The sequence below is a fragment of the Pseudomonas sp. 22082 genome (assembly GCF_052046055.1).
Lineage (GTDB): Bacteria > Pseudomonadota > Gammaproteobacteria > Pseudomonadales > Pseudomonadaceae > Aquipseudomonas > Aquipseudomonas pharyngis.
In genome coordinates this window covers 1-22,363 of sequence record NZ_JBQEQB010000032.1, presented here as the reverse complement: position 1 = coordinate 22,363, position 22,363 = coordinate 1, and the positions used below count along the sequence as shown (strand labels likewise).

Annotated in this window: 34 protein-coding genes; 1 reads left to right on the top strand and 33 read right to left on the bottom strand. The window is 56.6% G+C overall.

The genetic code is table 11. From position 1 onward, the window contains the following. Nucleotides 1–110: 110 nt before the first annotated feature. Together ACTJK9_RS27320 and ACTJK9_RS27315 are read right to left on the bottom strand one after the other, a co-directional pair. On the bottom strand, nt 111–629 hold the full coding sequence (locus tag ACTJK9_RS27320; RefSeq protein WP_003228709.1) for a single-stranded DNA-binding protein: 519 nt from the start codon (nt 627–629) through the stop codon (nt 111–113). A gap of 9 nt (nt 630–638) precedes the next feature. Next, nucleotides 639–2,036: an MFS transporter gene (locus ACTJK9_RS27315; RefSeq protein WP_085613348.1), complete on the bottom strand. Its 1,398-nt coding sequence runs from the start codon at nt 2,034–2,036 to the stop codon at nt 639–641. Between the two features lie 191 nt (nt 2,037–2,227). Between ACTJK9_RS27315 and uvrA the strand changes: the two genes are divergently transcribed. Then, nucleotides 2,228–5,062: an excinuclease ABC subunit UvrA gene (uvrA, locus tag ACTJK9_RS27310; protein ID WP_064599779.1), complete on the top strand. Its 2,835-nt coding sequence runs from the start codon at nt 2,228–2,230 to the stop codon at nt 5,060–5,062. Nucleotides 5,063–5,128: 66 nt separating this feature from the next. Here uvrA and bfr read toward each other — a convergent pair whose 3' ends face one another. From bfr to tuf, 31 genes are all read right to left on the bottom strand, one after another. Next, a complete protein-coding gene (gene bfr, locus ACTJK9_RS27305) occupies nt 5,129–5,596 on the bottom strand; it encodes a bacterioferritin (protein ID WP_064382244.1) in 468 nt (155 codons plus the stop codon). 149 nt (nt 5,597–5,745) lie between these two features. Next, nucleotides 5,746–7,200, bottom strand: a complete 1,455-nt coding sequence (locus ACTJK9_RS27300; RefSeq protein ID WP_440817436.1) for a catalase — start codon at nt 7,198–7,200, stop codon at nt 5,746–5,748. 238 nt (nt 7,201–7,438) lie between these two features. Further along, the gene (rplQ, locus tag ACTJK9_RS27295) at nt 7,439–7,825 is read right to left on the bottom strand and encodes a 50S ribosomal protein L17 (protein WP_007955635.1); all 387 of its coding nucleotides are present in this window, start codon (nt 7,823–7,825) and stop codon (nt 7,439–7,441) included. 42 nt (nt 7,826–7,867) lie between these two features. Continuing rightward, on the bottom strand, nt 7,868–8,869 hold the full coding sequence (locus ACTJK9_RS27290) for a DNA-directed RNA polymerase subunit alpha (protein WP_003186012.1): 1,002 nt from the start codon (nt 8,867–8,869) through the stop codon (nt 7,868–7,870). A gap of 26 nt (nt 8,870–8,895) precedes the next feature. Further along, nucleotides 8,896–9,516, bottom strand: coding sequence for a 30S ribosomal protein S4 (gene rpsD, locus ACTJK9_RS27285; protein WP_011336168.1), 621 nt, complete (start codon nt 9,514–9,516; stop codon nt 8,896–8,898). Between the two features lie 18 nt (nt 9,517–9,534). Next, nucleotides 9,535–9,924 carry a 30S ribosomal protein S11 gene (rpsK, locus tag ACTJK9_RS27280; RefSeq protein WP_002555466.1) on the bottom strand — a complete coding sequence of 130 codons (390 nt, stop codon included), beginning with the start codon at nt 9,922–9,924 and terminating at the stop codon, nt 9,535–9,537. Nucleotides 9,925–9,954: 30 nt separating this feature from the next. Next, on the bottom strand, nt 9,955–10,311 hold the full coding sequence (gene rpsM, locus ACTJK9_RS27275) for a 30S ribosomal protein S13 (RefSeq protein WP_009045849.1): 357 nt from the start codon (nt 10,309–10,311) through the stop codon (nt 9,955–9,957). Nucleotides 10,312–10,441: 130 nt separating this feature from the next. Beyond that, on the bottom strand, nt 10,442–10,558 hold the full coding sequence (rpmJ, locus tag ACTJK9_RS27270; RefSeq protein WP_002555468.1) for a 50S ribosomal protein L36: 117 nt from the start codon (nt 10,556–10,558) through the stop codon (nt 10,442–10,444). Nucleotides 10,559–10,585: 27 nt separating this feature from the next. Further along, nucleotides 10,586–11,914: a preprotein translocase subunit SecY gene (secY, locus tag ACTJK9_RS27265; protein WP_003228718.1), complete on the bottom strand. Its 1,329-nt coding sequence runs from the start codon at nt 11,912–11,914 to the stop codon at nt 10,586–10,588. Continuing rightward, nucleotides 11,915–12,352 (bottom strand): 50S ribosomal protein L15, encoded by a 438-nt coding sequence (rplO, locus tag ACTJK9_RS27260; RefSeq protein ID WP_003228720.1) that lies wholly within the window; start codon nt 12,350–12,352, stop codon nt 11,915–11,917. It lies immediately after the preceding gene. Between the two features lie 3 nt (nt 12,353–12,355). Further along, entirely contained in the window at nt 12,356–12,532 is a 177-nt protein-coding gene (gene rpmD, locus ACTJK9_RS27255; RefSeq protein WP_003176408.1) for a 50S ribosomal protein L30, read from the bottom strand. A gap of 2 nt (nt 12,533–12,534) precedes the next feature. Beyond that, nucleotides 12,535–13,035, bottom strand: coding sequence for a 30S ribosomal protein S5 (gene rpsE, locus ACTJK9_RS27250; RefSeq protein WP_003176409.1), 501 nt, complete (start codon nt 13,033–13,035; stop codon nt 12,535–12,537). A 3-nt stretch (nt 13,036–13,038) separates the two neighbouring features. Further along, a complete protein-coding gene (gene rplR / locus ACTJK9_RS27245; protein ID WP_003186037.1) occupies nt 13,039–13,389 on the bottom strand; it encodes a 50S ribosomal protein L18 in 351 nt (116 codons plus the stop codon). Between the two features lie 10 nt (nt 13,390–13,399). Then, on the bottom strand, nt 13,400–13,933 hold the full coding sequence (rplF, locus tag ACTJK9_RS27240; protein ID WP_011336170.1) for a 50S ribosomal protein L6: 534 nt from the start codon (nt 13,931–13,933) through the stop codon (nt 13,400–13,402). Nucleotides 13,934–13,945: 12 nt separating this feature from the next. After that, nucleotides 13,946–14,338, bottom strand: coding sequence for a 30S ribosomal protein S8 (rpsH, locus tag ACTJK9_RS27235; protein WP_003228724.1), 393 nt, complete (start codon nt 14,336–14,338; stop codon nt 13,946–13,948). 209 nt (nt 14,339–14,547) lie between these two features. Continuing rightward, nucleotides 14,548–14,853, bottom strand: a complete 306-nt coding sequence (gene rpsN, locus ACTJK9_RS27230) for a 30S ribosomal protein S14 (RefSeq protein WP_007955639.1) — start codon at nt 14,851–14,853, stop codon at nt 14,548–14,550. A 13-nt stretch (nt 14,854–14,866) separates the two neighbouring features. Continuing rightward, nucleotides 14,867–15,406: a 50S ribosomal protein L5 gene (gene rplE, locus ACTJK9_RS27225; RefSeq protein WP_003210069.1), complete on the bottom strand. Its 540-nt coding sequence runs from the start codon at nt 15,404–15,406 to the stop codon at nt 14,867–14,869. A gap of 20 nt (nt 15,407–15,426) precedes the next feature. Further along, complete coding sequence (rplX, locus tag ACTJK9_RS27220; protein WP_003186046.1) at nt 15,427–15,741, bottom strand: 50S ribosomal protein L24; 315 nt, start codon at nt 15,739–15,741, stop codon at nt 15,427–15,429. 11 nt (nt 15,742–15,752) lie between these two features. Next, nucleotides 15,753–16,121 (bottom strand): 50S ribosomal protein L14, encoded by a 369-nt coding sequence (gene rplN / locus ACTJK9_RS27215; protein WP_002555479.1) that lies wholly within the window; start codon nt 16,119–16,121, stop codon nt 15,753–15,755. Nucleotides 16,122–16,144: 23 nt separating this feature from the next. Then, nucleotides 16,145–16,411: a 30S ribosomal protein S17 gene (gene rpsQ, locus ACTJK9_RS27210; RefSeq protein ID WP_003194644.1), complete on the bottom strand. Its 267-nt coding sequence runs from the start codon at nt 16,409–16,411 to the stop codon at nt 16,145–16,147. Nucleotides 16,412–16,413: 2 nt separating this feature from the next. After that, nucleotides 16,414–16,605, bottom strand: coding sequence for a 50S ribosomal protein L29 (rpmC, locus tag ACTJK9_RS27205; protein WP_002555481.1), 192 nt, complete (start codon nt 16,603–16,605; stop codon nt 16,414–16,416). Continuing rightward, nucleotides 16,605–17,018, bottom strand: a complete 414-nt coding sequence (gene rplP / locus ACTJK9_RS27200; RefSeq protein WP_003228729.1) for a 50S ribosomal protein L16 — start codon at nt 17,016–17,018, stop codon at nt 16,605–16,607. The genes rpmC and rplP overlap by 1 nt, the downstream gene beginning before the upstream one ends. Before the next feature lie 12 nt (nt 17,019–17,030). Continuing rightward, the gene (rpsC, locus tag ACTJK9_RS27195) at nt 17,031–17,717 is read right to left on the bottom strand and encodes a 30S ribosomal protein S3 (RefSeq protein WP_003176422.1); all 687 of its coding nucleotides are present in this window, start codon (nt 17,715–17,717) and stop codon (nt 17,031–17,033) included. A 13-nt stretch (nt 17,718–17,730) separates the two neighbouring features. After that, entirely contained in the window at nt 17,731–18,063 is a 333-nt protein-coding gene (rplV, locus tag ACTJK9_RS27190) for a 50S ribosomal protein L22 (protein WP_003103908.1), read from the bottom strand. Between the two features lie 11 nt (nt 18,064–18,074). Continuing rightward, on the bottom strand, nt 18,075–18,350 hold the full coding sequence (rpsS, locus tag ACTJK9_RS27185; RefSeq protein ID WP_011336172.1) for a 30S ribosomal protein S19: 276 nt from the start codon (nt 18,348–18,350) through the stop codon (nt 18,075–18,077). A 16-nt stretch (nt 18,351–18,366) separates the two neighbouring features. Then, nucleotides 18,367–19,191, bottom strand: coding sequence for a 50S ribosomal protein L2 (rplB, locus tag ACTJK9_RS27180; RefSeq protein ID WP_003186055.1), 825 nt, complete (start codon nt 19,189–19,191; stop codon nt 18,367–18,369). A 14-nt stretch (nt 19,192–19,205) separates the two neighbouring features. Next, on the bottom strand, nt 19,206–19,505 hold the full coding sequence (gene rplW / locus ACTJK9_RS27175) for a 50S ribosomal protein L23 (RefSeq protein WP_002555488.1): 300 nt from the start codon (nt 19,503–19,505) through the stop codon (nt 19,206–19,208). After that, entirely contained in the window at nt 19,502–20,104 is a 603-nt protein-coding gene (gene rplD, locus ACTJK9_RS27170) for a 50S ribosomal protein L4 (protein ID WP_003228735.1), read from the bottom strand. Before rplD ends, rplW begins: the two co-directional genes overlap by 4 nt. A gap of 12 nt (nt 20,105–20,116) precedes the next feature. Further along, the gene (gene rplC, locus ACTJK9_RS27165) at nt 20,117–20,752 is read right to left on the bottom strand and encodes a 50S ribosomal protein L3 (protein ID WP_007955641.1); all 636 of its coding nucleotides are present in this window, start codon (nt 20,750–20,752) and stop codon (nt 20,117–20,119) included. An 80-nt stretch (nt 20,753–20,832) separates the two neighbouring features. Then, nucleotides 20,833–21,144, bottom strand: coding sequence for a 30S ribosomal protein S10 (rpsJ, locus tag ACTJK9_RS27160; RefSeq protein WP_003186070.1), 312 nt, complete (start codon nt 21,142–21,144; stop codon nt 20,833–20,835). A gap of 157 nt (nt 21,145–21,301) precedes the next feature. Beyond that, a partial coding sequence (gene tuf / locus ACTJK9_RS27155) for an elongation factor Tu (protein WP_440817432.1) occupies nt 21,302–22,363 on the bottom strand: 1,062 nt, incomplete at its 5' end.

The following is a 22,363-nucleotide window of genomic DNA, read 5'->3' as shown; positions in this document are numbered from 1 at the left end:
ATTAATTCTTAAGAACTTGCTCAAGATATTTTTAACACCCATAAAAACGCGAAACCCCCGCATCGCGAGGGTCTCAGGCCTAAACTTTACAAAATAGTCTTAGGTAGGAATTAGAACGGAATATCGTCATCGAAGCTGTCGAAATCCGGAGCCGGCTGCGGTGCGGCCTGCTGTGGAGCCGGGGCCGAACGCTGCTGAGGTGCCGACTGCTGCGGACGCGGAGCCTGCTGGCGTGGCGCCTGCTGCTGGTAGTTGTTGCCACCGCCTTGTTGGTCGCCCTGTTGTGGACGGCCGCCGAGCAGTTGCATGGTGCCCTGCATGTCGACCACGATCTCGGTGGTGTAACGCTTGATACCGTCTTTTTCCCACTCACGGGTCTGCAGCTTGCCTTCGATGTAGACCTGCGAACCCTTGCGCAGGTATTCGCCGGCGATTTCGGCAACCTTGCCGAACATCGATACGCGGTGCCACTCGGTCTTCTCGACCTTCTGACCGGTCTGCTTGTCGGTCCACTGCTCGCTGGTCGCCAGACTCAGGTTGGTCACGGCGTTACCGTTGGGCAGGTAGCGTACTTCGGGATCCTGGCCGCAAGTACCGACCAGAATGACTTTGTTAACCCCACGGGCCATAACGTTCTCCTAGGCTTCGCACGCAGTCTGCGCCGGGTTGTTCACCAGGCGTTCGAGAGTGGTGCGATCCATTAATTCGGTGTCCAGTTTGATGTAGATCGCCGCTTCATCAGCGACTATCACTGCATCAGTTACCCCTACGAGGGCCTTGAGACGCTCGACCAGACCCGCTTCGCGGATCGCTTCGGGCGACAGCGGCAGGCGCAGGCTCGTCACGTAGGGAGGTTCGCGCATGGTAACAGCAATGGCCAGCCAAAGTGCAGCCAGCCCGGCACATCCGAGGAACACAACCGACAGACCGCCATGCTGGAACATCCAGCCGCCGAGAATCCCGCCGAGTGCCGAACCGAGGAACTGACTGGTGGAGTACACGCCCATGGCCGTGCCTTTGCCACCTGCCGGTGAAACCTTGCTGATCAGCGACGGCAGCGAAGCTTCCAGCAGATTGAACGCGGTGAAGAACACCACCGTCCCGATCACCAGAGCCCGCAGGCTGTCACCGAACTGCCAGAAGAATAGCTCAGTGAGCATCAGCGTCATCACGGCGCCGAGCAAAACTCGTTTCATTTTGCGTCTCTTCTCGCCGTAGATGATGAACGGAATCATGGCGAAGAAGGAAATCAGCAGTGCGGTGAGGTACACCCACCAGTGCTGCTCCTTGGGCAGACCGGCCTTTTCGACCAGCGCCAGGGGCAGTGCGACGAAGCTCGACATCAACATCGCATGTAACACAAAAATGCCCAGGTCCAGCCGCAGCAGGTCCGGGTGCTTGAGCGTCGGCATCAACGCCTGGCGTGCAACGCCGGATTCGCGGTGGCTCAGCGGCCCGGTGGACTTCGGCACCATGAACATCACGATCACGATCCCGACCAGGGCCATGCCGCCGGTGGCGAGAAACAGGCCGGACAGGCCGAACGCACGGGTCAGCAGCGGGCCGACCACCATGGCCACGGCGAACGACAGGCCGATGGTCATGCCGATCATGGCCATGGCTTTGGTGCGGTGCTGTTCGCGGGTCAGGTCGGAGAGCAGGGCCATGACTGCCGCCGAAATCGCCCCGGCGCCCTGCAGGATCCGCCCGGCAATCACGCCCCAGATCGAATCGGCCTGAGCCGCCAGCACGCTGCCGAGGGCAAAGACGATCAGCCCCAGGTAAATCACCGGACGCCGACCGATGCGGTCGGAAATGATCCCGAACGGAATCTGGAAAATCGCCTGGGTCAGGCCGTAAGCGCCGATCGCCAGCCCGATCAGGGCCGGGGTCGCTCCCGCCAGATCCATGCCGTAGGTCGCCAGTACCGGCAACACCATGAACATGCCAAGCATACGGAAGGCGAACACCAGGGCCAGACCGCTCGCCGCGCGGGTCTCGCTGCCACTCATGCGTTCGCTGTGGGGATCGTGCATGGAAAAACCTCGTGTGAACCGGCGGCGATTCTACCAGTCCCATCGAGAGACGGGGTATATCGCGACGCTTTGACGCGTACAGATGAAACTCTCTTCATGTAAGGCAAAAAACCCTTCACTTGATAGTGTGCATCCATCCAGTATTTGGCCGTATACTCCTGTGTTTTCGACGCCCGCCGAGCGAGGCCATTTTGGACAAGATCCTGATTCGTGGGGCCCGTACCCACAACCTGAAGAACATCGACCTGACCCTGCCACGGGACAAACTGATCGTCATCACCGGCCTGTCCGGATCCGGCAAGTCTTCCCTGGCTTTCGACACGCTGTACGCCGAAGGTCAGCGCCGCTATGTCGAATCCCTGTCGGCCTATGCCCGACAGTTCCTGTCGATGATGGAGAAGCCCGACGTCGACACCATCGAAGGCCTGTCGCCGGCGATCTCCATCGAACAGAAGTCGACCTCGCACAACCCGCGCTCCACGGTCGGCACCATCACCGAAATCTACGACTACCTGCGTCTGCTTTATGCGCGCGTCGGTACGCCACGCTGCCCGGATCACGACATTCCGCTGGAAGCGCAGACCGTCAGCCAGATGGTCGACCTGGTGCTGGCTCAGCCGGAAGGCAGCAAGCTGATGCTGCTGGCGCCGGTGATCCGCGAGCGCAAGGGCGAGCACCTGTCGGTGTTCGAAGAACTGCGTGCCCAGGGCTTCGTCCGGGCCCGGGTCAACGGCCGGCTCTGCGAGCTGGACGAACTGCCGAAGCTGGATAAACAGAAGAAGCACACGATTGAAGTGGTGGTCGACCGCTTCAAGGTCCGCGCCGATCTGCAACAGCGTCTGGCCGAATCCTTCGAAACCGCGCTGAAGCTGGCCGACGGCATCGCTTTGGTGGCGCCGATGGACGACGAGCCGGGCGAAGAGATGATCTTCTCCGCGCGCTTCGCCTGCCCGGTCTGCGGCCACGCGATCAGCGAGCTGGAACCCAAGCTGTTTTCCTTCAACAACCCGGCCGGCGCCTGCCCGACCTGCGATGGTCTGGGGGTGAAGCAGTTTTTCGACATCAAGCGACTGGTCAACGGTGATTTGACCCTGGCCGAAGGCGCGATCCGTGGCTGGGACAGGCGTAACGTCTATTACTTCCAGATGCTCGGCTCACTGGCCGCGCATTACGGCTTCAGTCTGGAGCAGCCGTTCAACGAACTGCCGGCCGATCAGCAGAAGTTCATCCTGCACGGCAGCGGTTCGCAGAACGTCGATTTCAAATACCTCAACGACCGGGGCGACATCGTCAAACGCTCACACCCGTTCGAAGGCATCGTGCCGAACCTTGAGCGCCGCTACCGCGAAACCGAATCGGCCAGCGTGCGTGAAGAACTGGCGAAGTTCCTCAGCACCCAGTCCTGCCCGGACTGCCGTGGCACCCGCCTGCGTCGCGAAGCGCGGCATGTGTGGGTCGGCGAGAAAACCCTGCCGGCGGTGACCAACCTGCCGATAGGCGATGCCTGCGATTACTTCGGGGCGCTGAAGATGACCGGCCGCCGTGGCGAGATCGCCGACAAGATTCTCAAGGAAATCCGCGAGCGCCTGCAGTTTCTGGTTAACGTCGGTCTCGACTACCTGTCGCTGGATCGCAGTGCCGACACTCTGTCTGGCGGTGAAGCGCAGCGGATTCGTCTGGCCAGCCAGATCGGCGCGGGCCTTGTGGGTGTTCTGTACATCCTCGATGAACCGTCGATTGGTCTGCACCAGCGCGACAACGATCGGCTGCTCGGCACCCTCAAGCACCTGCGCGACATCGGCAACACGGTGATTGTGGTCGAACACGACGAAGACGCGATTCGACTGGCCGACTACGTAGTGGATATCGGGCCGGGCGCCGGTGTTCATGGTGGGCAGATCGTCGCTGAAGGCACGCCGGACGAGGTCATGGCGCACCCGGATTCGTTGACCGGTAAATACCTGTCGGGCCGGGTCAAGATCGAGGTGCCGGCCAAGCGCACGCCGCGCAACAAGAAACAGGTGCTGTCGCTCAAGGGCGCGCGGGGCAACAACCTGCGCAACGTCGACCTTGAAATCCCGATCGGCCTGCTGACCTGCGTGACCGGCGTCTCCGGCTCCGGCAAATCGACGCTGATCAACAACACGCTATTCCCGCTGAGTGCCACGGCACTCAATGGCGCGACTACCCTGGAAGCGGCAGCCCACGACAGCATCAAGGGCCTGGAACATCTGGACAAGGTCGTCGACATTGACCAGAGCCCGATCGGCCGCACGCCGCGCTCCAACCCGGCGACCTACACCGGCCTGTTCACGCCGATTCGCGAACTCTTCGCCGGCGTGCCCGAGTCCCGCTCCCGTGGTTACGGGCCGGGGCGTTTCTCGTTCAACGTCAAGGGCGGGCGTTGCGAGGCCTGCCAGGGCGACGGTCTGATCAAGGTGGAAATGCACTTCCTGCCGGACATCTACGTCCCGTGTGACGTGTGCAAGAGCAAGCGCTACAACCGCGAAACCCTGGAGATCAAATACAAGGGCAAGAGCATCCACGAAACCCTCGAGATGACTATCGAGGAAGCGCGGGAGTTCTTCGACGCGGTGCCGGCGCTGGCGCGCAAGCTGCAAACGCTGATGGATGTGGGCCTGTCGTACATCAAGCTCGGGCAGTCGGCCACGACGCTGTCTGGTGGTGAGGCCCAACGGGTCAAGTTGTCCCGCGAACTGTCCAAGCGCGATACCGGCAAAACCCTGTACATCCTCGATGAGCCGACCACCGGTCTGCACTTCGCGGATATCCAGCAACTGCTCGACGTACTGCATCGCCTGCGCGACCACGGCAACACCGTGGTGGTGATCGAGCACAACCTCGACGTGATCAAGACGGCCGACTGGCTGGTGGATCTTGGCCCCGAGGGTGGTTCGAAAGGTGGACAGATCATCGCCACCGGTACGCCGGAGGAAGTGGCCGAGATGAAGCAATCTCACACCGGTCACTATCTCAAGCCGCTGTTGATTCGCGATCGGGCCTGATTGCCGGGCATGAAAAAGCCCCTGTCACTTCGTCAGTGACAGGGGCTTTTTTTGTATCAATTGCAATCAGGACGCGTGGGACTGCAGGTAGTTCTGGATACCGATCAGCTTGATCAGGCCGAGCTGCTTTTCCAGCCAGTAGGTGTGATCTTCCTCGGTGTCATTGAGCTGAACCCGAAGGATCTCGCGGCTGACATAGTCGCCGTGCTGTTCGCACAGTTCGATGCCCTTGCACAGCGCGGCGCGCACCTTGTACTCCAGGCGCAGATCCGCTTCGAGCATGGTTTGCACGGTAGTGCCGACATCCAGATCATCCGGGCGCATGCGCGGGGTGCCTTCAAGCATCAGAATCCGGCGCATCAGCGCATCGGCATGACCGGCCTCTTCTTCCATCTCGTGGTTGATTCGTTCGTAGAGCTTGGTGAATCCCCAGTCCTCATACATCCGCGAGTGAACGAAATATTGGTCACGCGCGGCCAGTTCGCCGGTCAGCAACGTGTTGAGGTAATCGATAACGTCTGGGTGGCCTTGCATCGCCCTACATCTCCCTGCTTGAAAGTCTGTAGTTTGAACCAACCTGACTGGAAGGTCACTCACTTAGCGCAATAAAAGCGAAGATATTCCGAGAAAAGCAGCCTAAATAACGCAAAAACCGCCCAAATGAGGGCGGTTCTGCTTCTCGTTTAGACTTCGTTAAGCTGTACGTTGAGCAGCTTTGCGATTGCTTCTCCGTACGCCGGATCGGCCCTGTAGAAATGCTGCAGCTGACGATCGACGACGTCACTCGACACCCCCGCCATCGCCCCGGCGATGTTGCTGACCAGCAGCGCTTTCTGTTCGTCACTCATCAAGCGGAACAGCGCACCGGCGTGACTGTAGTAGTCAGTGTCTTCACGGTGATCGTAACGATCAGCCGCGCCGCTCTGGGCCAGTGCAGGCTCGGCGTAGTGCGGCGCTTGTTTCGGCGACTCCACGTAGCTGTTCGGCTCGTAGTTAGGCGCCGCGCCACCATTGCTCCCAAAAGCCATCGAACCATCACGCTGGTAAGTATTCACCGGGCTACGCGGAGCGTTCACTGGCAGTTGCTGGTGATTGGTACCTACGCGATAGCGGTGGGCATCGGCGTACGCGAATACCCGACCTTGCAGCATGCGATCTGGCGACAGACCTACGCCAGGCACCATGTTGCTCGGGCCGAACGCGGCTTGCTCGACTTCGGCAAAGTAGTTGAGCGGGTTACGGTTCAGTTCCAGCTCACCCACTTCGATCAGTGGAAACTCCTTTTGCGACCAGGTCTTGGTCACGTCGAACGGGTTCTCATAGTGCGCAGCGGCTTGGGCTTCGGTCATGATCTGGATGCATACGCTCCATTTCGGGAAGTCACCACGCTCGATGGCTTCGAACAGGTCACGCTGTGCGTAATCCGGATCAGTGCCCGCCAGGCGTGCAGCGTCTGCCGGCGCAAGGTTCTTGATCCCTTGCTTGGTCTTGTAGTGCCACTTCACCCAGTGACGCTCGCCCTGAGCACTGATCAGGCTGTAGGTGTGACTGCCGAAACCGTGCATATGGCGATATCCGTCCGGAATACCGCGATCAGAGAACAGAATCGTGACCTGGTGCAGCGCTTCAGGCGAATGCGACCAGAAGTCCCACATCATCTGCGCGCTTTTCAGGTTGCTTTGCGGCAGGCGTTTCTGGGTGTGGATAAAGTCAGGGAATTTCAGTGGATCACGAATGAAGAACACGGGCGTATTGTTGCCAACGATGTCCCAGTTGCCTTCTTCGGTATAGAACTTGAGAGCGAAGCCACGTGGATCGCGCTCGGTGTCAGCCGAGCCACGCTCGCCACCTACAGTGGAGAAGCGCAGGAATGTCGGGGTTTGCTTGCCGACGGCAGAAAACAGTTTGGCGCTGGTGTACTGAGTAATGTCACGGGTGACGGTAAAAGTGCCGTAGGCACCCGACCCCTTGGCGTGTACACGACGCTCAGGAATGTTTTCCCGGTTGAAGTGGGCGAGCTTCTCGATCAAGTGGAAGTCATCGAGCAGCAACGGGCCACGAGGGCCAGCGGAGCGAGAGTTCTGGTTGTCGGCGACAGGTGCGCCACTGGCGGTCGTAAGCGTCTTGTTCTGGCTCATGCGATCTTCATCCTCTATCGGTCTTGAACTGCCGGCTAATCGGCTTGTTGGGGAGTATCGATCATCAATATGACAGCCACAAATTCATTAACTTATGGTCATCAATAGATAAAAACTAACGATCAATCCGCACAAATAGTGCAGACCCAAACAGGGTAGAAGCTTGTACGAACAGCGCATTTCTTACAGGCACAAAAAACCGGGCACTCGGCCCGGTTCTTTGTTTCAGACTGACGTCTTACTCAGCGGATACAGCTTCACCGCCGACAGCACGATCAACCAGTTCGACGTACGCCATAGGCGCGTTGTCGCCAGCGCGGAAACCGCACTTGAGGATGCGCAGGTAGCCACCCTCACGGGTAGCGTAACGCTTGCCCAGGTCGTTGAAGAGCTTACCAACGATAGCTTTCGAACGAGTACGGTCGAAAGCCAGACGACGGTTAGCAACGCTGTCTGTCTTGGCCAGAGTGATCAGCGGCTCGGCAACGCGGCGCAGTTCTTTGGCTTTTGGCAGAGTAGTTTTGATCAGCTCGTGCTCGAACAGCGACACCGCCATGTTTTGGAACATGGCCTTGCGGTGCGAGCTGGTGCGGCTCAGGTGACGCCCACTTTTACGATGACGCATGGTTCATTCCTTACCAAACACTACGTTCGGTGATTACGACGATCAGGCAGTCGCCTTGTCGTCCTTCTTAAGACTTGCAGGCGGCCAGTTGTCGAGGCGCATGCCGAGGGACAGACCGCGGGAGGCCAGAACGTCCTTGATTTCAGTCAAGGATTTCTTGCCCAGGTTCGGAGTCTTCAACAGCTCTACTTCGGTACGCTGAATCAGGTCGCCGATGTAGTAGATGTTTTCCGCCTTAAGGCAGTTAGCCGAACGTACAGTCAGTTCCAGATCGTCAACCGGGCGAAGCAGGATCGGATCGATCTCGTCTTCCTGCTCGACAACCACTGGCTCACTGTCACCTTTGAGGTCGACGAACGCAGCCAACTGCTGTTGCAGGATGGTTGCAGCGCGGCGGATAGCCTCTTCAGGATCCAGGGTACCGTTGGTTTCCAGATCAATAACCAGCTTGTCCAGGTTGGTACGCTGCTCGACACGGGCGTTTTCCACCACGTATGCGATACGGCGAACCGGGCTGAACGAAGAGTCAAGCTGCAAGCGACCGATGCTACGGCTTTCGTCTTCATCGCTCTGACGCGAGTCGGCTGGTTCATAACCACGACCACGAGCTACGGTGAGCTTCATGTTCAGGGCGCCGTTAGACGCCAGGTTAGCGATTACGTGATCGGGATTAACGATCTCGACATCATGATCCAGCTGAATATCGGCAGCGGTAACCACCCCCGAACCCTTCTTCGACAAGGTCAGCGTAACTTCGTCACGACCGTGCAGCTTGATGGCCAGACCTTTAAGGTTCAACAGGATTTCAATTACGTCTTCCTGTACACCTTCGATGGCGCTGTACTCGTGGAGCACACCGTCAATCTCGGCCTCGACTACTGCGCAGCCGGGCATTGAGGACAACAGGATGCGGCGCAGCGCGTTGCCCAGGGTGTGGCCAAAACCACGCTCGAGAGGCTCGAGAGTGATCTTGGCGCGGGTTGGACTGACAACCTGCACATCAATGTGGCGGGGTGTCAGGAACTCATTTACCGAAATCTGCATGGATGCACCTATTTTCTAGCCCTTACTTACTTGGAGTAGAGCTCGACAATCAGGCTTTCGTTGATGTCGGCGGACAGATCACTGCGAGCAGGAACGTTCTTGAAAACGCCCGACTTCTTCTCAGCATCTACCTCTACCCATTCTACGCGACCACGTTGGGCGCACAGCTCGAGAGCTTGGACAATGCGAAGTTGGTTCTTTGCCTTCTCGCGAACAGCAACCACGTCACCAGCACGAACCTGGTAGGACGGAACGTTTACGGTCTGGCCGTTAACGCTGATCGACTTGTGCGATACCAGCTGACGGGATTCGGCACGAGTCGAACCGAAGCCCATACGGTATACAACGTTGTCCAGACGGCATTCGAGCAGTTGCAGCAGGTTTTCACCAGTTGCACCTTTCTTGCTGGCAGCAGCTTTGTAGTAGCCGCTGAACTGACGCTCGAGAACGCCGTAGATACGACGGACCTTCTGCTTTTCGCGCAGTTGGGTGCCGTAATCGGACTGGCGACCGCGGCGTTGGCCGTGGATACCAGGTGCTGCTTCAATGTTGCACTTCGATTCGATCGCGCGCACGCCGCTCTTCAGGAAGAGATCGGTGCCTTCGCGACGAGCGAGTTTGCATTTTGGACCAATGTAACGAGCCATTCTTTACAATCTCCTGGATTACACGCGGCGCTTCTTCGGCGGACGGCACCCGTTGTGCGGGATTGGCGTCACGTCGGTGATGCTGGCGATCTTGTAGCCACAGCCGTTCAAAGCGCGGACTGCGGATTCACGACCTGGACCTGGGCCCTTGACGTTCACGTCGAGGTTTTTCAGGCCGTATTCCAGCGCAGCTTGACCAGCACGCTCAGCAGCTACTTGAGCAGCGAACGGGGTGGACTTGCGGGAACCGCGGAAACCCGAACCACCGGAGGTAGCCCAGGAAAGAGCGTTACCTTGACGGTCGGTGATGGTCACGATGGTGTTGTTAAAAGAGGCATGGATGTGGGCGATGCCATCAACCACTGTCTTTTTAACTTTTTTACGAGGACGAGCAGCAGGTTTTGCCATGATTAAATTCCTGTCGATTCGCTGGGGCGATTACTTGCGGATCGGCTTACGCGGACCTTTACGGGTACGCGCGTTGGTCTTGGTACGCTGACCGCGTACTGGCAGACCACGACGATGACGCAGACCGCGATAGCAACCGAGGTCCATCAAGCGCTTGATTTTCATGTTGATTTCGCGACGCAGGTCACCTTCAGTGGTGAACTTCGCCACTTCGCCACGCAGCTGTTCAATCTGCTCGTCGCTCAGATCCTTGATCTTTGCGGCTGGGTTTACCCCAGTCTCTGCACAGATCTTCTGTGCAGTAGTGCGACCAACACCATAGATGTAGGTCAGCGAGATAACAGTATGCTTGTTATCTGGAATGTTAACGCCTGCAATACGGGCCATTCAGTGGGACTCCAATTGACAGCTACCTACGCCCCGGAAGCCAAGAAATAGGGCGCGAGATAATATCGCTGTAATAACAAATAATCAACCCGGTAGCGCACTAGCTACCGGGCTTGAAGCACAATCACACTCAGCCTTGGCGCTGTTTGTGACGCGGTTCCGCGCTGCAAATTACTCGAACAACACCTTCGCGGCGAATAATCTTGCAGTTACGGCACAGCTTTTTCACCGATGCACGAACTTTCATCACCAACTCCTCGAACCTTATGGGTACTCAGCGCAACATGCCGCTGCCGTAACCCTTCAGGTTGGCTTTCTTCATCAGGGATTCGTACTGGTGCGAAACGAGGTGCGATTGTACTTGGGACATGAAGTCCATCACAACCACGACCACGATCAGCAACGAGGTCCCGCCAAGGTAGAACGGAACGTTTGCTGCAACCACCAGGAACTGGGGCAACAAGCACACGGCCGTCATGTAAAGAGCACCGAACATGGTCAAGCGAGTCAGAACGCCATCAATATAGCGTGCGGACTGCTCACCTGGACGGATGCCCGGAATAAAGGCACCGGACTTCTTCAGGTTTTCCGCTACGTCTTTCGGATTGAACATCAACGCCGTATAGAAGAAGCAGAAGAAAATAATCCCTGCACTAAACAGCAGAATATTCAACGGCTGACCAGGAGCGATCGACTGCGAGATGTCCTGCAACCAGCCCATACCTTCAGACTGACCAAACCAGGCACCCAACGAAGCCGGGAACAGCAAAATGCTGCTCGCGAAAATAGCCGGAATAACACCGGCCATGTTCACCTTCAGCGGCAAGTGGCTTGTCTGCGCAGCAAAAACCTTGCGGCCCTGCTGACGCTTGGCGTAGTGAACAGCGATACGACGCTGACCACGCTCAATGAACACCACGAAACCGATAATCGCTACTGCCAGCAAACCGATGGCAACCAAGGCGAAGATATTGATATCGCCCTGACGCGCAGACTCGAAAGACTGCCCGATTGCTCTCGGAAGACCGGCGACGATACCCGAAAAAATCAACATCGAGATACCGTTGCCTACACCACGCTCAGTAATCTGCTCACCCAGCCACATCATGAACATTGCGCCAGCCACAAACGTGGAGACCGCGACGAAATGGAAGCCAAAGTCACCAGTGAACGCAACGCCCTGCCCCGCCAGACCAATGGACATGCCAATGGCCTGAACGAGAGCGAGGACGACGGTGCCGTAGCGGGTGTACTGGCTGATCTTGCGACGGCCAGCTTCACCTTCCTTCTTCAACTGCTCCAGCTGCGGGCTGACGGCGGTCATCAGTTGCATGATGATCGATGCCGAAATGTACGGCATGATCCCCAGTGCAAAGATGCTCATCCGCTCCAGCGCGCCGCCGGAAAACATGTTGAACAAGCTAAGAATGGTCCCCTCATTCTGTCGAAACAGGTCTGCGAGTCGGTCCGGGTTGATACCTGGAACCGGGATGTGTGCGCCTATTCGGTAGACGATAATCGCCAGGAACAGAAAACGCAGACGAGCCCAAAGTTCAGACATACCGCCTTTGCCGAGCGCAGAGAGAGCACCTTGCTTAGCCATTTATTCCTCGAACTTGCCGCCAGCTGCTTCGATAGCCGCACGCGCACCTTTGGTGGCGCCGATTCCCTTGCCGATAGTGACAGCGCGAGTCACTTCACCGGACAGCATGATTTTCACACGCTGTACGTTGACGTTGATCACGTTGGCATCTTTCAGGGACTGCACGGTGACGATGTCGCCTTCCACTTTAGCCAGCTCGGACAGACGCACTTCTGCGCGGTCCATGGCTTTCAGGGAAACGAAACCGAACTTCGGCAGGCGACGATGCAGCGGCTGTTGACCGCCTTCAAAGCCTGGAGCGATGGTGCCACCGGAGCGGGAAGTCTGACCTTTGTGACCACGGCCACCAGTCTTACCCAAACCACTACCGATACCACGGCCCGGACGATGCTTTTCGCGACGGGAACCCGGCGCTGGACTCAGATCATTGAGTTTCATCGATTAACCCTCGACACGCAGCATGTAGTAAGCCTTGTTGATCATCCCGCGATTCTCGGGAGTATCCTGGACTTCTACAGTGTGACCGATGCGACGCAGACCCAGACCCTTCACGCACAGTTTGTGGTTAGGGATGCGGCCGGTCATGCTTTTGATCAGCGTTACTTTAACGGTAGCCATGATCAGAAGATCTCCTTGACAGTCAGGCCGCGCTTGGCAGCGATGGACTCAGGAGATTGCATAGCTTTCAGACCCTTGAAAGTGGCGTGAACCACGTTTACCGGGTTAGTCGAGCCGTAGCACTTGGCCAGAACGTTCTGAACGCCAGCAACTTCGAGGACAGCACGCATAGCGCCGCCAGCGATGATACCGGTACCTTCAGAAGCAGGCTGCATGTACACCTTCGAAGCGCCGTGAGCGGACTTCATTGCGTACTGCAGAGTGGTGCCGTTCAGATCAACCTGGATCATGTTGCGGCGAGCAGCTTCCATTGCCTTCTGGATCGCAGCAGGCACTTCACGCGACTTGCCACGGCCGAAGCCAACACGCCCTTTACCATCACCAACCACGGTCAACGCGGTGAAAGTGAAGATACGGCCGCCTTTAACGGTTTTGGCTACGCGGTTAACTTGAACCAGCTTCTCGATGTAGCCTTCGTCGCGCTTTTGGTCGTTATTTGACATAACTTAGAACTCCAGCCCAGCTTCACGAGCAGCATCAGCCAGCGCTTTAACGCGGCCGTGGTACTTGAAGCCAGAGCGGTCGAAAGCCACCTGCGAGACGCCAGCGGCCTTAGCACGCGTAGCGACCAGCTGGCCAACCTTAGTGGCCGCGTCGATGTTGCCAGTGGCGCCATCACGCAGTTCTTTATCCAAAGTCGAGGCGCTTGCCAGGACTTTGTTGCCGTCGGCCGAAATGACCTGGGCGTAGATGTGCTGCGAAGAGCGGAACACGCAGAGACGCACGACTTCGAGTTCGTGCATTTTCAGGCGTGCTTTGCGAGCGCGACGCAGTCGAGTAACTTTTTTGTCGGTCATTTGCTATGCCCTACTTCTTCTTGGCTTCTTTACGACGGACGACTTCGTCCGCGTAGCGCACACCTTTGCCTTTGTACGGCTCTGGTGGACGGAAGTCGCGGATCTCGGCGGCCACTTGACCTACCAGCTGCTTGTCGATGCCCTTGATCAGGATATCGGTCTGGCTAGGAGTCTCAGCGGTGATGCCTTCCGGCAGTTCGTAATCCACTGGGTGCGAGAAGCCAAGAGCCAGGTTCAGCACCTGACCTTTTGCTTGCGCTTTGTAACCAACACCGACCAGCTGGAGCTTGCGCTCGAAGCCTTGGCTTACGCCCTGGACCATGTTGTTTACCAACGCACGAGTGGTACCGGCCATTGCGCGAGTCTGTTGATCGCCATTGCGAGCAGCAAAACGCAGCTCACCGGCTTCTTCAACGACTTCAACGGACGAATGGACGTTCAGTTCAAGAGTACCCTTGGCACCCTTCACCGAAAGCTGTTGGCCTGCGAATTTTACTTCGACACCGGCTGGCAGCTTAACGGGGTTCTTAGCGACGCGAGACATGCTTATCCCCCCTTAGAACACAGTGCAAAGAACTTCGCCGCCGACACCGGCAGCGCGCGCAGCACGATCAGTCATCACACCTTTGTTGGTGGAGACGATAGACACACCGAGGCCGCCACGTACTTTTGGCAGATCTTCGACGGACTTGTACTGACGCAGGCCTGGACGGCTAACGCGCTTCACTTCCTCGATGACCGGACGGCCTTCGAAGTATTTCAGCTCGATGGACAGCAGCGGCTTGGTTTCGCTGCTGATCTGATAACCCGCGATGTAACCTTCGTCCTTCAGGACTTTTGCTACAGCCACCTTCAACGTGGAAGACGGCATGCTTACGACGGACTTTTCAGCCATCTGGGCATTACGGATTCGAGTTAGCATGTCCGCTAACGGGTCCTGCATACTCATGGGCTAGACGCTCCTAATACAGAAAAATTAGCCTTGCGGCTACTACTTGTCGCCGAGGAATTCCGGGCGTAAAAAACACGGGCTCAGGCGAGCCGGTCATTCTAGACACACCCCAGAAATGAATCAAGCCCCAAAAGGGGCTTGATTCAAGTTCAAGGCCACCGATGGTCAGGTTCTTGCGACCCCGACCATCAAGGCTTTGACAGCAATTACCAGCTGGCTTTAACCAGACCTGGTACGTCACCACGCATTGCCGCTTCACGCAGTTTGTTACGGCCGAGGCCGAACTTGCGGTAAACGCCGTGCGGACGACCGGTCAGACGGCAACGGTTACGCATGCGCGAAGCGCTTGCGTCACGCGGTTGCTTCTGCAGAGCTACGGTAGCTTCCCAACGCGCTTCTGGACTTGCGTTCAGATCGACGATGATAGCTTTCAGCGCTGCACGCTTGACGGCGTATTTGGCAACGGTGAGCTGACGTTTCAGCTCACGGTTTTTCATGCTCTTCTTGGCCATTTTCCTACTCCAATCAGTTGCGGAACGGGAATTTGAAAGCACGCAGCAGAGCGCGGCCTTCGTCATCGTTCTTAGCAGTGGTGGTCAGGGTAATGTCCAGACCGCGGAGAGCATCGATCTTGTCGTAGTCGATTTCCGGGAAAATGATCTGCTCTTTCACGCCCATGCTGTAGTTGCCACGACCATCAAAGGACTTGGCATTCAGGCCGCGGAAGTCACGAACCCGAGGCAGGGAGATCGACAGCAGACGATCCAGGAACTCGTACATACGCTCACGGCGCAGGGTCACTTTGACGCCGATCGGCCAACCTTCACGGACTTTAAAGCCAGCGATGGATTTGCGAGCGTAGGTCACAACGACTTTCTGGCCGGTGATCTTTTCCAGGTCAGCAACAGCGTGCTCGATGACTTTTTTGTCGCCGATCGCTTCGCCCAGACCCATGTTCAGGGTGATCTTGGTAACGCGCGGAACTTCCATCACGTTCGAAAGCTTAAGTTCTTCCTTAAGTTTCGGAGCGATTTCCTTCCGGTAAATCTCTTTTAGTCGTGCCATGGTCTTCTACCTAGCAGTGTTCAAGCATCAACCGCTTTTTGGGTCGACTTGAAGACACGAATTTTCTTACCGTCTTCTACTTTGAAACCAACGCGGTCAGCCTTGTTGGTTTCGCCGTTGAAGATGGCGACGTTGGAAGCGTGCAGTGGCGCTTCTTTCTCGACGATACCGCCCTGTACGCCCGACATCGGGTTAGGCTTGGTATGACGCTTGACCAGGTTCAGACCACCAACAACCAGACGGTTGTCAGCAAGAACCTTCAGCACCTTACCGCGCTTACCTTTGTCTTTGCCGGCGATCACGATGATCTCGTCGTCACGACGAATCTTTTGCATGTCGGATCTCCTTACAGCACTTCTGGGGCGAGCGAGACGATCTTCATGAACTTCTCGGTACGAAGTTCACGGGTCACTGGCCCAAAGATACGGGTGCCGATCGGCTCTTGCTTGTTGTTCAGAAGAACAGCAGCGTTGCCATCAAAGCGGATAATGGAGCCATCAGCACGACGTACGCCGTGACGAGTGCGGACTACAACAGCAGTCATCACTTGGCCTTTTTTCACCTTACCGCGAGGAATTGCTTCCTTCACGGTAACTTTGATGATGTCACCGATACCAGCGTAACGACGATGGGAGCCACCCAGCACCTTGATGCACATAACACGGCGAGCGCCGCTGTTATCGGCCACATCGAGCATGGATTGAGTCTGAATCATATAATTTCTCCGACCCCTAGCCCTTAGACTTCCACAGCGCGTTCGAGAACATCAACCAGCGCCCAAGACTTGGTCTTGGCCATCGGACGAGTTTCACGAATAGTGACTTTGTCGCCGATGTGGCACTGATTGGTTTCGTCGTGCGCGTGCAGCTTAGTCGAACGCTTAACGTATTTACCGTAGATCGGGTGCTTAACGCGACGCTCGATCAGAACGGTGATGGTTTTGTCCATCTTGTCGCTGACAACACGGCCAGTCAGCGTACGGACAGTTTTTTCGGCTTCAGCCATGATCACTTACCTGCCTGCTGGTTGAGCACAGTCTTCACGCGAGCAATGTCACGCTTAACTTGCGAGAGCAGATGAGACTGCCCCAACTGGCCAGTTGCTTTCTGCATGCGCAGATTGAACTGGTCGCGCAGCAAGCCGAGCAGTTGCTCGTTCAGCTGCTGTGCGGATTTTTCACGAAGTTCATTCGCTTTCATCACATCACCGTCCGTTTAACAAAGGAGGTGGCGAGCGGCAGCTTTGCAGCAGCCAGGGCGAAAGCCTCACGCGCCAGCTCTTCAGAAACACCCTCGATTTCATACAGGACTTTGCCTGGCTGAATCTGGGCAACCCAGTACTCCACGTTACCCTTACCTTTACCCATACGAACCTCGAGAGGCTTCTTGGAGATCGGCTTGTCCGGGAATACACGGATCCAGATCTTGCCGCCACGTTTTACGTGACGGGTCAGTGCACGACGCGCTGACTCGATCTGACGAGCGGTGAGACGACCACGAGCTACAGACTTCAGCGCGAACTCGCCGAAGCTGACTTTGCTACCGCGCAGTGCCAGACCACGGTTGTGGCCGGTCATCTGCTTGCGGAACTTCGTACGCTTAGGTTGCAACATTTGGCGTACCCCTTACTTAGCAGCTTTTTTACGAGGCGCTGGTGCTTGTGGCTTCAGCTCTTCTTGGCGACCACCAATTACTTCGCCTTTGAAGATCCAAACCTTTACACCGATCACACCGTAAGTGGTGTGAGCTTCGTAGTTGGCATAGTCGATGTCGGCACGCAGGGTGTGCAGTGGCACACGACCTTCGCGATACCATTCAGTACGTGCGATTTCAGCACCGCCGAGACGACCGCTCACTTGGATTTTGATGCCTTTGGCACCAATGCGCATGGCGTTCTGTACAGCGCGCTTCATGGCGCGACGGAACATTACACGACGCTCCAGCTGCTGAGCTACGCTCTGCGCAACCAGCATACCGTCGAGCTCCGGCTTGCGGATCTCTTCGATATTGATGTGCACAGGCACACCCATTTGCTTGGTCAGGTCCTGACGCAGTTTCTCAACATCTTCACCTTTCTTCCCGATAACAATACCTGGACGAGCGGTGTGGATGGTGATGCGTGCAGTTTGAGCCGGACGATGGATATCGATACGGCTTACGGACGCGCTTTTTAGTTTGTCTTGGAGGTATTCACGCACCTTCAGATCAGCGAACAAGTAGTCCGCATAAGTCCGACCGTCTGCGTACCAGACGGAGGTGTGCTCCTTGACGATTCCCAGGCGAATGCCAATGGGATGTACTTTCTGACCCATCTCTTCGACTCCGTTACTTGTCAGCAACCTTGACAGTGATATGGCAAGACCGCTTGACGATGCGATCAGCACGGCCTTTGGCACGTGGCATGATGCGCTTCAGCGAACGCCCTTCGTTGACGAAAACGGTGCTGACCTTCAGGTCATCAACGTCTGCGCCTTCGTTATGCTCGGCGTTGGCTACGGCCGACTCCAGCACTTTTTTCATGATCTCGGCGGCTTTCTTACTGCTGAAAGCCAACAGGTTGAGCGCTTCGCCCACCTTCTTCCCGCGGATCTGGTCGGCGACCAAGCGGGCTTTCTGGGCGGAGATTCGAGCGCCCGACAACTTAGCGGCTACTTCCATTTCCTTACCCCTTAACGCTTGGCTTTCTTGTCTGCCACGTGCCCGCGATAGTTGCGGGTACCGGCGAACTCGCCCAGTTTGTGGCCGACCATGTCTTCGTTAACGAGAACTGGGACGTGCTGACGACCGTTGTGTACTGCGATGGTCAGACCGACCATTTGTGGCAGGATCATCGAACGACGCGACCAAGTCTTAATTGGTTTGCGATCGTTCTTTTCCGCCGCCACTTCGATCTTCTTCAGTAGGTGAAGATCAATAAAAGGACCTTTTTTCAGAGAACGTGGCACTGTCGTATCCCTCTATTTACTTGCGACGACGGACGATCATTTTGTCGGTACGCTTATTACCACGAGTCTTCGCGCCCTTAGTCGGGAAGCCCCATGGCGATACCGGATGACGACCACCAGAGGTACGACCTTCACCACCACCATGTGGGTGGTCAACCGGGTTCATGGCAACACCACGAACGGTTGGGCGAACGCCACGCCAGCGCTTGGCACCAGCTTTACCCAGCGAACGCAGGCTGTGCTCGGAGTTCGAGACTTCGCCCAGGGTCGCACGGCACTCAGCCAGTACTTTACGCATTTCACCGGAACGCAGACGCAGGGTCACGTAAACGCCTTCACGAGCGATCAGCTGAGCCGAAGCGCCAGCGGAACGAGCGATTTGCGCGCCTTTACCTGGCTTCAGTTCGATGCCGTGTACGGTGCTACCAACTGGAATGTTGCGCAGTTGCAGAGCGTTGCCCGGCTTGATCGGTGCCAGAGCACCTGCGATCAGCTGGTCGCCAGCGCTCACGCCTTTAGGGGCGATGATGTAGCGACGCTCGCCATCTGCGTACAGCAGCAGAGCGATGTGAGCAGTACGGTTTGGATCGTATTCGATACGCTCGACAGTGGCAGCGATGCCATCTTTGTCATTGCGACGGAAGTCGACCAGACGATAATGCTGCTTATGACCACCACCGATGTGACGAGTGGTAATACGGCCATTGTTGTTACGACCACCAGACTTCGATTTTTTCTCGAGCAGCGGTGCGTGAGGAGCGCCTTTATGCAGCTCCTGGTTGACCACCTTGACCACAAACCGGCGGCCAGGGGAAGTCGGTTTGCATTTAACGATTGCCATGATGCACCCCTTCCTTACTCAGCACTGCTGCTGAAATCGAGATCTTGGCCTGGCTGAAGGGAGATAACTGCCTTCTTCCAGTCATTACGCTTGCCCAGACCGCGAGCGGTGCGCTTGCTCTTACCCAGAACATTCAGGGTAGTAACACGCTCAACCTTCACGCTGAACAGGCTTTCGACGGCCTTCTTGATTTCCAGCTTGGTTGCATCAGTAGCAACCTTGAAAACGAACTGGCCTTTCTTGTCTGCCAGAACCGTAGCCTTCTCGGAAACGTGCGGGCCAAGCAGAACTTTAAATACGCGTTCCTGGTTCATCCCAGCAGCTCCTCGAATTTCTTCACGGCCGACACGGTGATCAACACCTTGTCGTATGCGATCAGACTAACTGGATCGGAACCTTGCACGTCACGTACATCTACGTGCGGCAGGTTGCGAGCAGCCAGGTACAGGTTCTGATCAACAGCATCCGACACGATCAGAACATCGGTCAGGCTCATGTTGTTCAGTTTGCCCAGCAGGTCTTTGGTTTTCGGAGTTTCAACTGCGAAATCCTGAACCACGACCAGACGATCAGTACGCACCAGCTCAGCAAGGATGGAACGCATTGCTGCGCGATACATCTTCTTGTTCAGCTTCTGGGAGTGATCCTGTGGACGAGCTGCAAAGGTGGTGCCGCCGCCGCGCCAGATTGGGCTGCGGATAGTACCGGCACGAGCACGGCCAGTACCTTTCTGACGCCATGGGCGCTTGCCGCCACCACGAACGTCGGAACGGGTCTTCTGCTGCTTGCTACCCTGACGGCCGCCAGCCATGTAGGCCACGACTGCTTGGTGAACCAGCGTCTCGTTGAACTCGCCGCCAAATGTCAGTTCGGAAACTTCGATCGCTTGAGCGTCATTTACATTTAATTGCATGTCAGCTTCCCCTTAACCGCGAGCCTTGGCTGCCGGACGTACAACCAGGTTGCCGCCAGTAGCGCCAGGTACAGCGCCCTTGACCAACAACAGATTGCGTTCAGCGTCCACGCGCACTACTTCCAGGGACTGCACGGTCACGCGCTCAGCGCCCATATGACCGGACATTTTTTTGCCCTTGAATACACGACCAGGAGTCTGGCACTGGCCGATAGAGCCTGGGACGCGGTGGGATACGGAGTTACCGTGGGTGTTATCTTGCCCGCGGAAGTTCCAACGCTTGATCGTACCCTGGAAGCCTTTACCTTTGGACTGACCGGTTACATCAACCAGTTGACCAGCAGCGAAGATTTCAGCGTTGATCAGATCGCCGGCCTGGTACTCGCCTTCTTCAAGACGGAATTCCATTACGGTACGACCAGCGGCAACGTTCGCCTTGGCGAAGTGGCCAGCTTGAGCAGCTGTAACACGGGAAGCACGACGCTCGCCGACAGTGACTTGCACTGCACGATAGCCATCGGTTTCTTCAGTTTTGAACTGGGTGACGCGATTCGGCTCGATCTCAATGACCGTGACCGGAATGGAGACACCTTCTTCGGTGAAAATACGGGTCATACCCGCTTTACGACCGACTACACCAATAGTCATGTTGTAAACCTCATGAGTGTACGGGGCTTTCACCCGCTATGGCCGCCCATTTCAGAGCGTTACACGACCAAGACCGAGTCTTAGCCGAGGCTGATCTGCACTTCCACACCGGCCGCAAGATCAAGCTTCATAAGTGCATCAACGGTTTTATCCGTTGGCTGGACGATGTCCAGAACGCGCTTATGAGTGCGGATCTCGTACTGGTCACGCGCGTCTTTGTTGACGTGCGGAGAAACCAGAACGGTGAACCGCTCTTTACGGGTAGGCAGTGGAATTGGACCACGCACTTGAGCACCAGTACGTTTCGCGGTTTCCACGATTTCCTGGGTTGATTGGTCGATCAGGCGATGGTCAAAAGCCTTCAACCTGATACGGATTTGCTGATTTTGCATTGGATTTCAGACTCCGGCTGCTATTCCCACCGGGCGCAATACGCCCGTTAAAAGGAGGCGCAATTCTATAGACGCCCCAGATAGGTGTCAACCCAATAAAAAAGCCCCCGCTAAGCGGGGGCTTTTTCAACTCATCAAAGCTGACTCAATAAAGAGATCACTCGATGATTTTAGCTACGACGCCAGCACCAACGGTACGGCCGCCTTCACGGATTGCGAAACGCAGACCGTCTTCCATCGCGATGGTTTTGATCAGGGTAACAGTCATCTGAATGTTGTCACCTGGCATTACCATTTCAACGCCTTCTGGCAGCTCGCAGTTACCAGTCACGTCAGTAGTACGGAAGTAGAACTGCGGACGGTAGCCTTTGAAGAACGGAGTGTGACGACCGCCTTCTTCCTTGCTCAGAACGTAAACTTCTGCGGTGAACTTGGTGTGCGGCTTAACCGAACCCGGCTTAACCAGAACCTGACCACGCTCAACGTCGTCACGCTTGGTGCCACGCAGCAGAACGCCGCAGTTCTCGCCAGCACGACCTTCGTCCAGCAGCTTGCGGAACATCTCAACACCGGTGCAGGTGGTGGTGGTGGTATCACGCAGACCAACGATTTCCAGAGCATCTTGAACGCGAACGATACCGCGCTCGATACGACCGGTCACAACAGTACCGCGACCCGAGATCGAGAACACGTCTTCGATTGGCATCAGGAACGGCTTGTCGATAGCACGCTCTGGCTCTGGGATGTAGCTGTCCAGAGTTTCCACCAGCTTCTTAACAGCGGTGGTGCCCATTTCGTTGTCGTCTTTGCCTTCCAGCGCCATACGAGCAGAACCGATGATGATCGGAGTGTCGTCGCCTGGGAAGTCATAGGTGGACAGCAGGTCGCGAACTTCCATCTCAACCAGTTCCAGCAGCTCAGCGTCGTCTACCAGGTCAGCCTTGTTCAGGAAAACCACGATGTACGGAACACCTACCTGACGGGACAGCAGGATGTGCTCACGGGTTTGCGGCATCGGACCATCAGCGGCCGAGCAAACCAGGATCGCGCCGTCCATCTGCGCAGCACCAGTGATCATGTTCTTCACGTAGTCAGCGTGACCTGGGCAGTCAACGTGAGCGTAGTGACGAATGTTCGAGTTGTACTCAACGTGCGCGGTGTTGATGGTGATACCGCGAGCTTTTTCTTCTGGTGCGCTGTCGATCTTGTCGAATTCAAC

Excerpts from the sequence above, each read along its gene's own strand:
- ACTJK9_RS27320 (WP_003228709.1), bottom strand. The coding sequence starts at position 629 with ATGGCCCGTGGGGTTAACAAAGTCATTCTGGTCGGTACTTGCGGCCAG.
- ACTJK9_RS27315 (WP_085613348.1), bottom strand. The coding sequence starts at position 2,036 with ATGCACGATCCCCACAGCGAACGCATGAGTGGCAGCGAGACCCGCGCG.
- bfr (WP_064382244.1), bottom strand. The coding sequence starts at position 5,596 with ATGCAAGGCCACCCAGACGTTATCGATTACCTCAACACGTTGCTGACC.
- ACTJK9_RS27300 (WP_440817436.1), bottom strand. The coding sequence starts at position 7,200 with ATGAGCCAGAACAAGACGCTTACGACCGCCAGTGGCGCACCTGTCGCC.
- rplQ (WP_007955635.1), bottom strand. The coding sequence starts at position 7,825 with ATGCGTCATCGTAAAAGTGGGCGTCACCTGAGCCGCACCAGCTCGCAC.
- ACTJK9_RS27290 (WP_003186012.1), bottom strand. The coding sequence starts at position 8,869 with ATGCAGATTTCGGTAAATGAGTTCCTGACACCCCGCCACATTGATGTG.
- rpsD (WP_011336168.1), bottom strand. The coding sequence starts at position 9,516 with ATGGCTCGTTACATTGGTCCAAAATGCAAACTCGCTCGTCGCGAAGGC.
- rpsK (WP_002555466.1), bottom strand. The coding sequence starts at position 9,924 with ATGGCAAAACCTGCTGCTCGTCCTCGTAAAAAAGTTAAAAAGACAGTG.
- rpsM (WP_009045849.1), bottom strand. The coding sequence starts at position 10,311 with ATGGCCCGTATTGCAGGCGTTAACATTCCAGATAACAAGCATACTGTT.
- rpmJ (WP_002555468.1), bottom strand. The coding sequence starts at position 10,558 with ATGAAAGTTCGTGCATCGGTGAAAAAGCTGTGCCGTAACTGCAAGATT.
- secY (WP_003228718.1), bottom strand. The coding sequence starts at position 11,914 with ATGGCTAAGCAAGGTGCTCTCTCTGCGCTCGGCAAAGGCGGTATGTCT.
- rplO (WP_003228720.1), bottom strand. The coding sequence starts at position 12,352 with ATGAAACTCAATGATCTGAGTCCAGCGCCGGGTTCCCGTCGCGAAAAG.
- rpmD (WP_003176408.1), bottom strand. The coding sequence starts at position 12,532 with ATGGCTACCGTTAAAGTAACGCTGATCAAAAGCATGACCGGCCGCATC.
- rpsE (WP_003176409.1), bottom strand. The coding sequence starts at position 13,035 with ATGTCAAATAACGACCAAAAGCGCGACGAAGGCTACATCGAGAAGCTG.
- rplR (WP_003186037.1), bottom strand. The coding sequence starts at position 13,389 with ATGACCGACAAAAAAGTTACTCGACTGCGTCGCGCTCGCAAAGCACGC.
- rplF (WP_011336170.1), bottom strand. The coding sequence starts at position 13,933 with ATGTCTCGCGTCGCTAAGAACCCCGTTAAGCTGCCAGCCGGTGTCGAA.
- rpsH (WP_003228724.1), bottom strand. The coding sequence starts at position 14,338 with ATGAGTATGCAGGACCCGTTAGCGGACATGCTAACTCGAATCCGTAAT.
- rpsN (WP_007955639.1), bottom strand. The coding sequence starts at position 14,853 with ATGGCCAAGAAGAGCATGAAAAACCGTGAGCTGAAACGTCAGCTCACC.
- rplE (WP_003210069.1), bottom strand. The coding sequence starts at position 15,406 with ATGGCACGACTAAAAGAGATTTACCGGAAGGAAATCGCTCCGAAACTT.
- rplX (WP_003186046.1), bottom strand. The coding sequence starts at position 15,741 with ATGCAAAAGATTCGTCGTGACGACGAGATCATCGTGATCGCCGGCAAA.
- rplN (WP_002555479.1), bottom strand. The coding sequence starts at position 16,121 with ATGATTCAGACTCAATCCATGCTCGATGTGGCCGATAACAGCGGCGCT.
- rpsQ (WP_003194644.1), bottom strand. The coding sequence starts at position 16,411 with ATGGCTGAAGCCGAAAAAACTGTCCGTACGCTGACTGGCCGTGTTGTC.
- rpmC (WP_002555481.1), bottom strand. The coding sequence starts at position 16,605 with ATGAAAGCGAATGAACTTCGTGAAAAATCCGCACAGCAGCTGAACGAG.
- rplP (WP_003228729.1), bottom strand. The coding sequence starts at position 17,018 with ATGTTGCAACCTAAGCGTACGAAGTTCCGCAAGCAGATGACCGGCCAC.
- rpsC (WP_003176422.1), bottom strand. The coding sequence starts at position 17,717 with ATGGGTCAGAAAGTACATCCCATTGGCATTCGCCTGGGAATCGTCAAG.
- rplV (WP_003103908.1), bottom strand. The coding sequence starts at position 18,063 with ATGGAAGTAGCCGCTAAGTTGTCGGGCGCTCGAATCTCCGCCCAGAAA.
- rplB (WP_003186055.1), bottom strand. The coding sequence starts at position 19,191 with ATGGCAATCGTTAAATGCAAACCGACTTCCCCTGGCCGCCGGTTTGTG.
- rplW (WP_002555488.1), bottom strand. The coding sequence starts at position 19,505 with ATGAACCAGGAACGCGTATTTAAAGTTCTGCTTGGCCCGCACGTTTCC.
- rplD (WP_003228735.1), bottom strand. The coding sequence starts at position 20,104 with ATGCAATTAAATGTAAATGACGCTCAAGCGATCGAAGTTTCCGAACTG.
- rplC (WP_007955641.1), bottom strand. The coding sequence starts at position 20,752 with ATGACTATTGGTGTAGTCGGTCGTAAAGCGGGTATGACCCGTATTTTC.
- rpsJ (WP_003186070.1), bottom strand. The coding sequence starts at position 21,144 with ATGCAAAATCAGCAAATCCGTATCAGGTTGAAGGCTTTTGACCATCGC.